This is a genomic window from Bradyrhizobium sp. NC92, assembly GCF_025200865.1.
Taxonomy (GTDB): domain Bacteria; phylum Pseudomonadota; class Alphaproteobacteria; order Rhizobiales; family Xanthobacteraceae; genus Bradyrhizobium.
Map to the genome: position 1 here is coordinate 3,363,731 of NZ_CP104171.1, position 13,687 is coordinate 3,377,417.

The 13,687-nt window shown below is 59.0% G+C and carries 12 protein-coding genes; 11 read left to right on the plus strand and 1 reads right to left on the minus strand.

What is annotated here, in order from left to right:
• Positions 1-66: 66 nt before the first annotated feature.
• The 11 genes from N2602_RS15570 to N2602_RS15620 all read left to right on the plus strand — a co-directional run bounded on the left by N2602_RS15570 (position 67) and on the right by N2602_RS15620 (position 12,076).
• A complete protein-coding gene (locus N2602_RS15570; RefSeq protein ID WP_260383181.1) occupies positions 67-861 on the plus strand; it encodes a WecB/TagA/CpsF family glycosyltransferase in 795 nt (264 codons plus the stop codon).
• 3 nt (positions 862-864) lie between these two features.
• Entirely contained in the window at positions 865-1,989 is a 1,125-nt protein-coding gene (gene wecB, locus N2602_RS15575) for a non-hydrolyzing UDP-N-acetylglucosamine 2-epimerase (protein ID WP_172784593.1), read from the plus strand.
• Positions 1,982-3,244 carry a UDP-N-acetyl-D-mannosamine dehydrogenase gene (gene wecC, locus N2602_RS15580; RefSeq protein ID WP_172784594.1) on the plus strand — a complete coding sequence of 421 codons (1,263 nt, stop codon included), beginning with the start codon at positions 1,982-1,984 and terminating at the stop codon, positions 3,242-3,244. The genes wecB and wecC overlap by 8 nt, the downstream gene beginning before the upstream one ends.
• A 39-nt stretch (positions 3,245-3,283) precedes the next feature.
• On the plus strand, positions 3,284-4,348 hold the full coding sequence (locus N2602_RS15585; RefSeq protein ID WP_172784595.1) for a Gfo/Idh/MocA family protein: 1,065 nt from the start codon (positions 3,284-3,286) through the stop codon (positions 4,346-4,348).
• 52 nt (positions 4,349-4,400) lie between these two features.
• On the plus strand, positions 4,401-5,876 hold the full coding sequence (locus N2602_RS15590) for an oligosaccharide flippase family protein (protein WP_172784596.1): 1,476 nt from the start codon (positions 4,401-4,403) through the stop codon (positions 5,874-5,876).
• A gap of 35 nt (positions 5,877-5,911) precedes the next feature.
• On the plus strand, positions 5,912-6,433 hold the full coding sequence (locus tag N2602_RS15595; protein WP_172784597.1) for an acyltransferase: 522 nt from the start codon (positions 5,912-5,914) through the stop codon (positions 6,431-6,433).
• A 91-nt stretch (positions 6,434-6,524) separates the two neighbouring features.
• Positions 6,525-7,703 (plus strand): DegT/DnrJ/EryC1/StrS aminotransferase family protein, encoded by a 1,179-nt coding sequence (locus tag N2602_RS15600; protein ID WP_172784598.1) that lies wholly within the window; start codon positions 6,525-6,527, stop codon positions 7,701-7,703.
• Positions 7,676-8,701 carry an NAD-dependent epimerase/dehydratase family protein gene (locus N2602_RS15605; RefSeq protein ID WP_172784599.1) on the plus strand — a complete coding sequence of 342 codons (1,026 nt, stop codon included), beginning with the start codon at positions 7,676-7,678 and terminating at the stop codon, positions 8,699-8,701. The genes N2602_RS15600 and N2602_RS15605 overlap by 28 nt, the downstream gene beginning before the upstream one ends.
• Positions 8,641-9,837 (plus strand): DegT/DnrJ/EryC1/StrS aminotransferase family protein, encoded by a 1,197-nt coding sequence (locus N2602_RS15610; RefSeq protein ID WP_260383182.1) that lies wholly within the window; start codon positions 8,641-8,643, stop codon positions 9,835-9,837. The genes N2602_RS15605 and N2602_RS15610 overlap by 61 nt, the downstream gene beginning before the upstream one ends.
• On the plus strand, positions 9,834-11,324 hold the full coding sequence (locus N2602_RS15615; protein ID WP_260383183.1) for a class I SAM-dependent methyltransferase: 1,491 nt from the start codon (positions 9,834-9,836) through the stop codon (positions 11,322-11,324). Before N2602_RS15610 ends, N2602_RS15615 begins: the two co-directional genes overlap by 4 nt.
• Positions 11,321-12,076: a bifunctional 2-polyprenyl-6-hydroxyphenol methylase/3-demethylubiquinol 3-O-methyltransferase UbiG gene (locus N2602_RS15620; RefSeq protein WP_260383184.1), complete on the plus strand. Its 756-nt coding sequence runs from the start codon at positions 11,321-11,323 to the stop codon at positions 12,074-12,076. The genes N2602_RS15615 and N2602_RS15620 overlap by 4 nt, the downstream gene beginning before the upstream one ends.
• A 69-nt stretch (positions 12,077-12,145) precedes the next feature.
• Here N2602_RS15620 and N2602_RS15625 read toward each other — a convergent pair whose 3' ends face one another.
• Entirely contained in the window at positions 12,146-13,525 is a 1,380-nt protein-coding gene (locus N2602_RS15625; RefSeq protein WP_260383185.1) for a glycosyltransferase family 4 protein, read from the minus strand.
• Positions 13,526-13,687 lie beyond the last annotated feature (162 nt).

Genomic DNA, 13,687 nt, shown 5'->3' on the forward strand with positions numbered 1-13,687 from the left:
GTATTATCTAGATAATAATCTTAAATGCAAACTTAAACAGGTCGTATTTTCCGAGAGGTAACTCCAATGCGCGCCTCGTTCCTGGGATGTCCCGTCGACCTGCTGACAATGGCAGAAACCGTGGATCTTGCGCGCGGGGCCATGCACAGCCGGATAAGGCTGCAACATGTGGCGCTGAACGTCGCCAAATTCGTCAATATGAGGGCTGATCCGGTGCTCGCGGCCGACGTCGCCAACAGCGATATCGTCGGCCTGGACGGCATGGGAATCGTTTGGGGCGCTCGAGCGCTGGGGCTTCCGGCCACGTCGCGCGTCGCGGGCGTGGATCTCCTCGCCGAGTTGCTCGCAGTATGCGCGCGCGAAGGCTTCAAACCTTATTTCCTGGGAGCGACTCCCGGCGTACTGCACCAGGCGATGCAGAACGCGCGCGAGAGCCATCCCTCACTTGTCTTTGCGGGCTGGCACGACGGCTATTTCAAGCGCGAGCAGGAGAATGACGTCGTGCGGGACATCCAGTCCAGCGGCGCCGATTGCCTTTTCATCGGCATGCCGACGCCCCGGAAGGAGCGCTTTCTGGCCGCTCACCGCGACAATCTCGGCGTACCTTTCATCATGGGCGTGGGTGGTGCATTCGACGTTCTGGCAGGCACCGTTCGGCGCGCGCCGGTCCAGGTTCAGAAGCTCGGCCTCGAATGGCTGTACCGGATCTATCAAGAGCCTGGGCGGATGTGGTGGCGATACGCCAAAACGAACACGCTGTTTGCGGGCGTCCTGGCGCACGCGCTCATCAGGCAGGGGCTTCGGCACCCGCTCGGTGCGCCCGGCGCCGTTCCCCCTGGTCCGAGCCGGATCGGGGGGTGAAGCGTGCGCAAGCATTTTTTCATCCTTCTGGGAACCCGTCCGGAAGCAATCAAGCTCTTTCCGGTCATCAACCGGCTCAAGGCCGAGAAGCGTAAGGACATCTCCGTAACGATATGTGCGACCGCACAGCATCGGCAGCTGCTTGATCAAGTCCTCAAGTTGGCCAATGTGGTTCCGGATTTTGATCTCAACGTCATGACGACAAATCAGACGCTGGATCATCTGACCGCCCGGCTGCTCGGACAAGTCGGCGAGCTCCTCGAAAAAGTGAAGCCCACCAGGGTCATTGTCCAGGGCGACACCGCGACTGCTATGACGGGTGCACTGGCATCCTACTATCACCGTATACCGGTCTCGCATATCGAGGCCGGACTGCGCAGCGGCGACATCTTCGCTCCATGGCCGGAGGAGGTGAACCGCAAGATCGTCGGCTCGATCGCCGATCAACATTTTGCCCCGACAGAACGCGCCGCCCGAGCGTTGCGTTCTGAGAACGTGGCCGACGATCGCATTCACGTCACCGGAAACACGGTGGTGGACGCTCTCATCCTCGCGAAAGCGATGGTCGAATCCGATCCGGGACTGGCGTGCCGCTGGGACGGCATCAAGCAGCGTCACGGCAATCGGCGCATCATCCTGGTGACCTGCCATCGCAGGGAAAATTTCGGTGGCGGCGTGACCAACATCGTGAACGCGTTGGAGACCATCCTGCAGCGGGAGGACGTCGCCGTGGTGCTGCCCGTGCACCCGAATCCGAATGTCCGAGACCTGTTTGCGTCTCGGTTGTCGGATCACCCGCGAGTTGTCCTCATTTCTCCTCAGGAATACACGGATTTCGTGAGCCTGCTCTCGATGTCATATCTGGTTCTGACAGATTCAGGCGGCGTCCAGGAGGAGGCCCCCACCTTCGGGAAGCCGGTCCTGGTGATGCGCGAAACAACCGAGCGTCCCGAGGGCGTGGAAGCGGGAACGGCGCGCCTGGTCGGCGCCAATTACGACAGGATCGTTGCAGAGACATTTCGCCTCCTTGATGATGACGAGACCTATGCTGCCATGGCGCGTTCGCACAATCCGTTTGGTGACGGGCACGCGAGCGAGCGGATCGTGAAGGTGCTTCTCGATGCCTGAATTCCAGAAGATAAATGTCGTTGGGCTTGGTTATATCGGGCTGCCGACCGCGGCTTTGATCGCGAGCCGTGGACTGCAGGTGGTTGGCATCGATACAAACGAACGCATCGTCGACACCGTTGCGTCTGGCAAAATTCACATCGCCGAGCCCGATCTGGACGGTCTCGTCTCCAAGGTCGTGTCAAGCGGTGCGCTCACGACGTCCAGAAAGCCGCAGCCGGCCGACGTGTTCATCATCGCGGTGCCGACCCCGATCGACCACGAGCACCGTCCAGACTTGGCGAGCGTCAACGCCGCAGTCGAAAACATCATAGATCTTCTCGCGCCAGGTAATCTTGTCATTCTTGAATCGACGTCGCCGATCGGGACAACCGAAGCCATCGCAAAGCGGATCGTTGAACGCAGGCCAGAGCTGCACATAGGCGTCAACGGCAGGGACGACGGGGCGATCTACGTCGCATACTGTCCAGAACGCGTGTTGCCGGGAAGGATCCTGACCGAGCTCATCAACAATGACAGGTGCATTGGCGGGATCACGCCAACCTGCACGCGACGTGCTCAACGTTTCTACAAGATGTTCGTTCGCGGCGCTTGCGTCGGCACCACGGCGCGCGCGGCCGAGTTGGTCAAGCTGACTGAAAACGCCTTCCGCGACACCAACATAGCATTTGCCAACGAACTGTCGTTGATTTGCGACCGGTTCGACATCAACGTCTGGGAGGTGATTGATATCGCCAACCGTCATCCTCGCGTAAACGTACTGCGGCCGGGCCCTGGTGTGGGCGGGCACTGCATTGCGGTCGATCCCTGGTTCATCATTGACTCGGCGCCCGACCTCGCGCGTGTGATGCGGACAAGCCGCGACGTGAACAACGCCAAGACACGGAAGATCATCGAGCACGCAGAGGCGCTGATCGACGATCATCCCTACGCGAACGTTGCCTGTTGCGGATTGACGTTCAAGGCGAATGTCGACGACGTGCGTGAAAGCCCGGCTTTGGAGATTGCTATGCATCTCGCGGCCAAATACGGCGAACGGATCAAGGTTGTCGAACCGAATCTGCGCCGTCTGCCGTCTCAGTTGGCCGATTATCGCGTCGCATTCGTGACCATCGACGAAGCCCTGCGCAGCTGCGAAATTGCGGTCCTGCTCGTTGATCACGATGAATTCAAAATGGTGCCATTGGCCGAGCGCCGGCACCTCGACGTCATCGATACGCGAGGCATTTGGCAGGATATGCCCGCGCGCACCTAACCAACAAAATCGAAGTTTCCCGAATGGATCGAGGTCAGTATGCGAGATAGTCAGCTGGGAATCGGGGTCGTCGGCTACGGCTATTGGGGCCCCAATCTCGTTCGCAATTTCTCGATCAATCCCGCCGCCCGCGTTGTCGGCGTCAGCGACCTTGATCCAGGTAGGCTGGCCGCCATCAGGCAGCTGTACCCAGGGGTAGCGACCACCGCTCGATATGACGATCTGCTGAAGGACTCCTTGATCGACGCAATCGCCATCGCTACGCCGGTGCACACGCATTACGAGCTGGCAATGGCGGCGTTGAGAGCTGGCAAGCACGTGTTGGTCGAGAAACCACTTGCGCCGAGCGCGGAGCTGGTGTCCCGCTTAATCGACGAGGCGGACCGACGCGGATTGACGCTGATGGTCGATCATACCTTTCTCTATACTCCGGCGGTCCAGAAGATTCGTGAGCTCCTGCTGAAGAGAGAGCTCGGGGACATCTACTACTACGATAGCATACGCTCGAGCCTCGGACTGTTTCAAAGAGATGTAAACGTGATCTGGGATCTGGCGGTACACGACATCTCGATCATCCATCATATCCTCGATCAAGAGCCGGTTGCGGTCTCGGCGACGGGCTCGTGCCATGTTGTCGGTTCGCCGGAGAACATGGCCCATATCACTTTGTTCTTTGCCAACGCATGCGTGGCTCACGTCAGCGTCAACTGGCTCTCGCCTGTCAAGGTGCGGCAGACGTTCATTGGAGGCAGCAAGAAGATGATCGTCTACGACGATCTCGAGCCGACCGAGAAGGTTAAGGTCTACGACAAGGGAATTACACTCGATAGGCCTCCCGAGAGTGCACATCAGTTCCGGATCGGATATCGCGCTGGTGACATGTGGGCTCCGCATATCTCGCCCAAGGAGGCGCTGCAAACGGAGGTCGAGCATTTTGTCGACTGCGTCCGCACGGGGACGAAGCCGATTTCCAGTGGCATGTCGGGGCTGCGGGTGATCGAGGTGCTCGAAGCAGCTTCTCGTTCGATCGCCAAACAGGGCAGGCCAATCCCGATCAGGCAGTTGCCGCGTATACTACCGGAGGAGACCCGGGCCACGGCTTGATTGGCGCCTTGGCCGTGGCTGTTGGCCAGCCGAGCCCCGCGACGGAGTCTCGATGAATTCAGTGCATCGTTCGGTTCTATTTTCTGGGGTGGACCGCTATGCCGCCCTTGTGCTGTTCGTTGTCTCGACCGCGGTGCTCTCGCGTCTGCTGACGCCGAGCGAGTTCGGGGTCTTTGCGGTTGTCAACGCGCTTACCGCTATTGTCGCAGCCGCATTTCAGGAATTTGGAGGGGCGAACTACCTGATTCAGAAGCATGAGTTGTCGCGCGGAACCATTCGCACGGCGTTCACTGTGATCTTGGGGGTCTCGCTGGCAGTTGCCCTGATCCTGTTAGCCTCGGCCGACGTCGTATCGCAACTCTTTGGGCAGGACAGCCTGAGGCGAGGTATCCAGGTTTCTACGCTTAACCTTCTCCTTCTGCCGGTCTCCGGAACTTTGATCGCCTTGTTTCGCCGTGACATGCAGTTTGGGACGCTCGCGATCTGCAATCTTGCAAGCAACATGACGGTTGCGCTGGTTTCGATCGGACTGGCGGTATTGAACTTCAGCTATATGGCTCCGATCTGGGGTGGTGTGGCGGGGAGCATCGTTCTCACGGCTACGCTGCTGGGCTCCTATCAGGATTTCGGCGTGTTGCGCCCTTCGCTATCGGAATACCGCGACGTCCTCAGATTCGGTCTCTATTCCAGCGGCGTCAGTGCCATCAATATCTTCTACAACCTCGCCCCCCAGCTCTTTCTCGCAAAGATTCTCGATTTTTCTGCTGTAGGTCTCTATAGCCGGGCCACCAGCCTTACCCAGGTTTTTGACAGGCTCGTCACGCAGGTGCTGAACCCGGTCATCATGCCGGCGATCGTGACGAGGCGTGCAACCGGGGCAGATCTAAAGGGCGTATATCTGGACGCGGTCCAGCTGCTTTCCGCAGTGCAGTGGCCGTTCCTCACATTCGTAGCGATTATGGCAAAACCGATCGTTTTGATCTGGCTTGGTCAGGCTTGGCTGGAGGTCGTGCCGTTAGTGCGCATTCTCTGCCTCGCAAATCTGGCATTGTTCGCTGCGTGCCTGACTTATCCTGTGTTCCTGGCGGTTGGTGGCGTGCGTGACGCGCTTGTCTCGTCCTTCATCTCGCTGCCACCGTCGCTCCTTGCGCTCCTGGGCGCGTCCTTCTTTGGCGTGGAGGCAGTCGCGGCGTGCGCGTTGCTAACCTTGCCGTTCCAAGCGGCAGTAGCGATATACTATCTCAGTCGGCATCTTGCGCTGCGGCCGCGCGAGTTTGGCCGTGCCGTTCTGAAGAGCGGTGTCGTCACGATGGCGACCGCCTCGGGCGTAGCCGCCTGTGCGGTGTTGATCGAGACAGGAATTCTCAATTTCTTCGTCGGCCTTCTGTCAGCGTTTGTGGTCGCCGCCTTCTGCTGGGGGTGGGGACTGATCGTCACAAGGCACCCTCTGCTGCAGCACCTTCGTCAAGCGGCCGCGGGTCTCGTCGAGATGGCGCCCAGGCTGCGCCCGTCACGCTCAGTACTGTAAGGGTTTTGCCGGACTGTAGAGACAGGGAAACTGACATGCCAATAAAGGATACCCAGCTTGGTCGCGATGTCCGCATCCTGCATCCGGACCTGGTCAATCTGTATGGTTGCACCGTTGGTGACGAAAGCAGGATCGGAACTTTCGTCGAGATCCAGGCGGGGGCGGAGATCGGTGCGCGTTGCAAGATATCGTCGCACAGCTTCGTCTGCGAGGGCGTCACGATCGAGGACGAAGTGTTCATCGGTCATGGCGTGATGTTCACAAACGACAAATACCCGAAGGCAACAACCGCGGACGGTCGTCTTCAGCAGGCGTCGGACTGGACGCTTCAGCGCACTCACGTCGGCAAGGGGGCGTCCATCGGTTCGAACGCCACCATCCTCTGCGGTGTGACGATCGGAAAGGGAGCCTGCATAGGCGCGGGTGCAGTCGTGACGAAAGACGTTCCGGACGGCGCCATCGTCGCGGGAGTGCCCGCTCGGGTTCTGTCCGCAGCTGAGGAGACGGTCCTGGGTGCCCTCGGCTCATTCGAGGCGCAGCGGAAAGAGCGTCGTTAATATTCATCCCGTGCGAATTTAATGCTTGATTTAATATGATGATTATATTTAAATGTGGATATAATTTCAATCCAATCCAAGGTCTTGAATCTTGATACCCTTCCTGGATCTGAAAGCCCAATATAGCCAGATTAAGCCCGAAATCGACGCGGCTGTGGCGAGGGTCATCGGGAGCGGGCACTTTGTGCTCGGGCCTGAGGTGACGGCCTTCGAAGGACGCTTTGCGGAATATTGCCGGACTGCCCATTGCCGCGCGGTGAACAGCGGAACTTCGGCGCTTCACCTTGCCTTGCTGGCGGCGGGCGTAAGGCCCGGTGACGAAGTCATCACGGTCTCGATGACCTTCGTCGCGACGACCGCGGCCATTCTCTACAGCGGCGCCAGGCCGGTGTTCGTCGACGTCGACCCTGTGACGTGGACAATGGATCCCGGCTTGGTCGAAGCTGCGATAACGCCGCGAACCAAGGCTATCCTGCCGGTTCATCTCCACGGGTTGATGGCCGACATGGATCCCATCATGGAGATCGCGCGTCGTCACGGCCTGGTCGTCATCGAAGACGCCGCGCAGGCGCACGGCGCGGAGTATCGCGGACGTCGCGCAGGCTCGATCGGCGATCTGGGATGCTTCAGCTTTTATCCCGGCAAGAACCTTGGAGCGTTTGGCGAGGGTGGGGCGGTCGTCACTGACCGGCCTGAATTTGCACGCCGCGTGTCCCTGTTGCGGGATTGGGGGCAGGAGGCGAAGTACGACCACGTCATTGCCGGATACAACTATCGCATGGACGAAATCCAGAGCGCGGTACTGAATGTCAAGCTGGACTATATTGAGCATTGGACCGATGCACGTCGGTCGCTGGCTGAGCGATACAATGCACTGCTTTCTGGTCTTCCATTCGCGCGTCCCCAGCCGCCCCAGTACGCCCGCCACGTGTATCACGTCTATGCGGTCAGATTGGAGCGCCGCGACGACGCGCTGAAGCTATTGCGTGATGCCGGAATTGGCGCCGGGATTCACTATCCCGTCCCGGTGCATCTGCAGAGGGCGTATGCAGAACTCGGCTATCGCGCCGGTGATCTCCCCGTCACTGAGATGCTCGCGAACGACTTCCTTTCTCTTCCCATCTATCCCGAGTTGCTGCCGGAACAGGCGGCCGAGGTTGTCGGAATATTGAGGAGTGCGACGGCGCTGCAGCCTAGCGTAGCCATCAGCACCCGGTCGGAGCATCCACAAAGCTTCATGACATGGTCCCACAACAGGAGAGCGTCTTGATTGATCTCAAGGGTAAACGCGTTCTGGTCACCGGCGGGGCCGGATTCATCGGCTCCCACATCGTTGATCTGCTCTGCGACGAGGGCTGCATCGAGATTGTTGCCCTCGACAACATGATCAGAGGCCGGCCGGAAAATCTCCGGCGCGCGCTCGGGCGTGGGCCGGTGAGACTGGTTCATGGCGACATTCGCGATCGCAAGCTGATGGAAGCGTTGGTCAAGGCGGCCGATATCGTCTTCCACCAGGCCGCGCTCCGCATTACTCATTGTGCGGCCGAACCGCGTCTGGCCAAGGAGGTCATGGTGGATGCCACCTACGACCTGCTGGAACTGTGTATCAAGCACGATATTGAGAAGATCATCGCGGCCTCTTCGGCATCGGTATATGGCATGGCCGAGGAGTTTCCGACGACAGAGCGGCAGAATGCCTACAATAACCGAACTCTCTATGGGGCCGCCAAGGCGTTTAACGAAGGGCTACTGCGGGCTTTCAACGATGCATGCGGCCTCGACTATGTGGCATTCCGGTATTTCAACGTCTATGGCAGCCGGATGGACATCCACGGACGGTATACCGAGGTCTTGATCCGCTGGATGGAGCGGCTGGAAGCTGGATTGCCTCCCGTTATCTTTGGCGACGGCCGTCAGACCATGGATTTCGTTCACGTCCGCGACGTCGCGCGTGCCAACATCCTTGCCGCCAGGGCAAAGATTACCGATGAGGTCTTTAACGTCGGGAGCGGCACTGAAACAAGCCTGACCGAGCTGGCTACGGTGCTCGCGTCGGTGATGGGACACCGCGGCCTCACGCCCGAATTCGCGCCGGAGCGCTCGGTCAATCCAGTACCGCGACGTCTGGCCTCGACGGGCAAGGCAGAGCGCTTGCTGGGCTTCCGCACCACGGTTTCGCTGGAGCAGGGGCTCTCCGATCTCGTGAAATGGTGGCGATCCGAGCGCGAGCTCGCTTCGGATCATCATCGGCAGGCGGCGGCATCGTGATTCCGATCGCTGCGCCGCTACTTGCGGAGGAAGAGGCTGACGCTGCGCGCGCGGCCGTGCTGTCGGGCTGGGTGTCGCAAGGTCCGCAGGTGGCCGCGTTCGAGCGCGAGTTCGCTGCGCTTGTCGGCGCTCCGCACGCCTGTGCCGTCGCGAACTGCACGACGGCCCTGCAACTCGCCTTGGCGGCATTGGACATCGGCGCCGGCGACGAGGTGATCACGGTAAGCCACTCCTTCATCGCGACCGCAAACGTCATCCGACACCAGGGCGCCACTCCGGTTTTCATCGATATCGAGCCGGAGACATATAATCTGGATTGCGCTCGGCTGGCCGAAGCGATCTCGGATCGCACGCGTGCCGTGATCGTCGTCCATCAGATGGGCATGCCCTGTGACATGGCCGCGCTTCTGCCGATAGCGCGCCGCCACGGCATCGCCGTGATCGAAGACGCGGCCTGCGCCGCCGGATCGCAGATCCGGATGAACGGGGAATGGGAGCCGATCGGAAAGCCGCATGGAGACATTGCTTGTTTCTCCTTTCACCCGCGAAAAGTGATCACCACGGGTGAGGGGGGGATGCTCACCACGGCGAATGCCGAGCTTGACCGCAAGTTCAGGCTGCTGCGCCAGCACGGCATGAGCGTTCCGGACACGGTGCGGCACAATTCGTCGTCCGTGATCTTCGAGGAGTACGTCGTTCTGGGTTACAACTACCGAATGACGGATATGCAGGCCGCAATTGGCCGCAAACAGCTCGAGCGGCTTCCGGAGCTGGTAGCACGCCGGCGGGCCGTTGCCGCCAAATATGCCGAACAGCTCGGCAATCTGGAAGGACTGCGGTTGCCAACCGAGCCGACGTGGGCCAGATCCAACTGGCAGAGCTATTGCGTGCGTCTTCCAGATCGGCTCGACCAGCGCATCGTTATGCAACACCTCCTCGATGACGGCATCGCGACCCGGCGAGGCATCATGTGCGCCCACCGTGAGGCGCCATATTACGATGTCACGCAGGGTCAGGATCTGCGCCAATCCGAGCTCGCCCAGGATCGGGCCATTTTGCTGCCCATCTACGCACAGATGAGCGCGGAAGATACCTCGACGGTGAGTGCTGCGTTGCGGGCAGAGTTGGAGCGATGACCTCGGGGATCGCCGAGCGAAAGTCATTGCGACTTCTGGTCGTGATCGCGAGCTATGGGACTGCAAACAACGCCTACCTGGATCGGGTGATCCAGGAGTACCGGTCCATGTCGTTCGATGTGGACATCGTCATTATATCAAACATTGATAAAAGGCCCGCTGCAGACGTCGAATGCATCGTTGGCCTCCCCAACAAGAATCCGTGGTCGCTCCCCTTCGCGCACAAGGAGCAATTTGTAGCGCGAGCTGATCAGTACGACATCTTCATATATTCCGAAGACGACATCTTGATAACTGAAAAGAACATCAGAGCGTTCCTTGACGTGACTTCAGTGCTGCATGAAGACGAGGTTGCCGGGTTGATGCTCGTCGAGCAAGCTTCAAGCGGCGAACTGAATTATCCGCAGGCCCATGGCTCCTTTCATTGGGATTGCACGTCGGTAAAGATCAGGGGGGATTACTGCCTCGCCCAATTTACCAACGAGCATGCCGCTAGCTATATACTCACCCAGCAGCAGCTTGCGAGAGCGATCGCGTCCGGCGGATTCCTGGTCGGACCGCACGAAGGCAAGTACGACCTGCCTTGCACCGCTGCAACTGATCCATACACCCAGTGTGGTTTCAAGAAGCTGATACCGATTTCCAACATCGATGATTTCTCGGCCCACCATTTGCCGAACAAATATATTAACCGGCTCGGAGTCGATCGCCAGCAATTGGACGCTCAACTCTCGGTCCTGATGCAGATTGCGCGTGAGGGCAGCAATGCGGTCCCGCTATTCAGCGCCGAGACCCGGCTTTGGCATGGCATGTATTCAAAGGACTATTACGAGCCGGCCAGGGACGAAGTGTTGTCCGGTGTTCCGGAAGGCGCGGTGGTATTATCGATCGGATCATGCTCGGCTGCAAACGAGCGTCGACTCCTGGAACGAGGACACCGTGTGGTAGCTGTACCCCTCGACCCCGTGGTGGGCGGTGGCTTGGCCCAGTTCGGGGCTGAGGTCGTGTTGGGCGACGTCACGATGGCACCCGCGAAAATTGCAGCGGAACATTTCGACCGGTTGCTCTACGTTGATGTTCTGCAATTCGTCCGTGATCCGGCCTATCTGCTCAGGCTATTTTCCGGTCTCTTGGCTCCGGACGGCAAAGTGATCATCTGCGCGCCCAATCGCCCCAGCCTTCGTTACGCCTGGGAATGCGCGAAATCCGGCAAAGTCTTTCGGCCATGGGGGACGTTCGAGGCTGTAGGGATTCACGATACGACAATCGGTAGAATTCAAAGGTGGTGCGCGGAGGCCGGTCTGGTGATCGAAAAGATCGAAAGATGCGGTTCAAAAGGAACTGGTCCGATGTTGCAGCTCCTGTCGCCTATACTTGCGACAGACCTGATTGTAACCGCCAAGAGACACGAAGCGTGGAAGCCTTTCTTTCGTGGCGGGCACGAGATGGAAAGAATGGAGGTTTCCAGAAGGAGCGTCGCTCAATGAGCTTGGAGACCGCCAAAAGAATCGAAATGGGTGACATGCAGGGACACAGGGGTCCTGCGCAAGTCTCGGCTGCGAAGGACTACTATAGCCGCTCTCGCCGCGAGATACGGTCGTTGCTGCCCAGCCGCGCCTCCCGCATACTCGAAGTGGGACCTGGCGCAGGCTTCACGCTTCTGTGGCTTAAGTCGATCTACCCTGATGCCACGACGTTCGGGGTCGAACTCAATCAAGCGCTCGAGGCCGACCTGCGAGAGCATGCCGATGTCGCGATCATCGGAGACATCGACGAGTTGATATCCCGCGTAGGCAGCAAGTTTGACCTAATTCTGTTGCTTGATGTGCTTGAGCATGTCCCGGACCCAACTCGCACGCTTCAGGCGATCACCAGAAAGCTCCTCATGGACGGTGGTCGCGTGATTGTTTCTGTTCCGAATATCGCGCATCTGAGCGTGACCGTTCCGCTGCTTTTCCAACGTCGATTTGCCTACACGGATTCTGGAATTCTTGACCGCACCCATCTGAGGTTCTTTGTCGAAGACACCGCCGTTAAGCTTTTCAACGACTCAAATCTGATGGTCAAGGATGGTCTGATCACGGGCCTTGAAGGTCCAAAGTCCATGATGTTGGACCGATTGACCCTCGGCCTCCTGACCCACCACTTGGCAAAGCAATACATCATGGCGGGCGAGCTGACTGGTGGGCCTGTCGCACAGCCAAGAATAAATTGGAAGAAGAGCCGGCTGATCAGCTAGAAACACGATAGGTAAGAGGTGGACTGCCTTGCTTCCCGAAGGTGCCTAGCACGCTCCCGGGACCATCGGCTATGGGCGACCATAATCGGCGAGCTGACTTTCGGTCGCAGATCGTGAAATCGCCGAAAGAAGGACTTCCGCGTGGCGTCTGGAACATATGACGGGATCGAAGATGCTTTGTGAATCCGCGGATAGTTGTTCGCGTACTGCGGACCAATGATCTCGACGTGCGAGCACTGACTTCATGGCAGAGACGAGTTCTTCCTTATTTTTCTGTGGCCGAAATCGCATAAGACAGGAGCGATGCCAATTCGCCCTTTCGGGATCGCCGACGGGGTTCGCCACAACGAATCCGCGGCTGCCGTCCATACCGATTTGCTCACGCGCGCCTCCGACATCACTCACGATTGCGGGCAGCCCCGCGCTCAAGGCTTCCATAGAGGCCAGAGACCATCCCTCGAAAAATGAGTTTAGAACAAAGCAGTCGGCGGCGGCTAGCAGGATCGAAGGAGTCGGAAACGACTGCCGGAGGTGAATGCGGTCCTTGCAAGGCATCGTGTCGCGAAGAGTGCGCACTTGACGCGTGTACACTGCATCATCCAGGCGGCCGGCGATCAGCAGATGTGCCTTGCGATCATTCTCGGCGACCTCGGCAAAGGCCCGGACCAGGCCGTAGGCATTCTTCTGAACCGTATGACGACCGAGCGAGAGAAAGAGAAACTCGTCGTCAAGGCCTAGCCAAGCTCGGGCTTTCGAGCGGTTCACCGCCGGGCGGTGTGTCTGGTTGAACGCGTTCGGGATGGTGATGACCGCGGAATCGGGATAGGACGGATTGCCTGAAAGGTACTGGCGCCTCACGAGCTCGCTTACCGCAACAAAGCGGACAATGAACTTCGATCTCCGGCGTTCTTCCCTCCAATTCGTGCTTATGGGCGTTGGAATGCCATGGAGCGTTTCCACGACCGGAATGCGGGCAGCGCTGGCTGCCCGCAAGAGCCAACCGGGCGGATCGTGCGCGCTGATGACGTCAGGGCGGTTCGTCTCGAACCATAGACAGGCGTCGTTTGGCGAGGCGGCAACCGCTTCGGTTCCCTCCCTCTGCAAAGTTGTGAACAGTTCTCCGGCAGGCGCCGCCGATGGATGTGCGCACATAACCGTCACGCGAAATCCGAAGTGAGGGAGGCGTCTTGCAAGAAACGCGACAAATTCATCAAGCCCGCCGGCATCGAGCACGGGAGTGACGATCAGGCAGTGCACACTCCCTGGCGGTACAAGCAAGTCGTCCTGCTTCCACACGCCGCCGGTCGGAATCGAGGCGGGCGCAACCGGTGGATTCGGTGTGACGCTCTTATCGTATGGCACGAGGGGTCTGGACCAGTCGTCAACAATACCGTCACTTGCGGAAGCCAGCTGGGTGCTGATCAAAAGCTTTTTTGCGATACGTCTCACGCCTCGCGGCAGCCGCCAAGAGTTTCGTTGGGCCCAAAGTGTCACGCGTCCGCGCAAAGAGATGTCGTTTTGACTGAGGCCCATGGGTTCGAATGCCGTTGTCTCGTGCCGTCGGGGAATGGCAGTACGTCAATTAAAAATAATAATATATTGCCTTAATAC

Bases quoted from the DNA above. Each gene is read 5' to 3' on its own strand.
- N2602_RS15610 (WP_260383182.1), top strand. From the start codon at position 8,641: ATGGTGGCGATCCGAGCGCGAGCTCGCTTCGGATCATCATCGGCAGGC.
- N2602_RS15620 (WP_260383184.1), top strand. From the start codon at position 11,321: ATGAGCTTGGAGACCGCCAAAAGAATCGAAATGGGTGACATGCAGGGA.
- N2602_RS15605 (WP_172784599.1), top strand. From the start codon at position 7,676: ATGGTCCCACAACAGGAGAGCGTCTTGATTGATCTCAAGGGTAAACGC.
- wecC (WP_172784594.1), top strand. From the start codon at position 1,982: ATGCCTGAATTCCAGAAGATAAATGTCGTTGGGCTTGGTTATATCGGG.
- N2602_RS15595 (WP_172784597.1), top strand. From the start codon at position 5,912: ATGCCAATAAAGGATACCCAGCTTGGTCGCGATGTCCGCATCCTGCAT.
- N2602_RS15590 (WP_172784596.1), top strand. From the start codon at position 4,401: ATGAATTCAGTGCATCGTTCGGTTCTATTTTCTGGGGTGGACCGCTAT.
- N2602_RS15585 (WP_172784595.1), top strand. From the start codon at position 3,284: ATGCGAGATAGTCAGCTGGGAATCGGGGTCGTCGGCTACGGCTATTGG.
- N2602_RS15570 (WP_260383181.1), top strand. From the start codon at position 67: ATGCGCGCCTCGTTCCTGGGATGTCCCGTCGACCTGCTGACAATGGCA.
- N2602_RS15615 (WP_260383183.1), top strand. From the start codon at position 9,834: ATGACCTCGGGGATCGCCGAGCGAAAGTCATTGCGACTTCTGGTCGTG.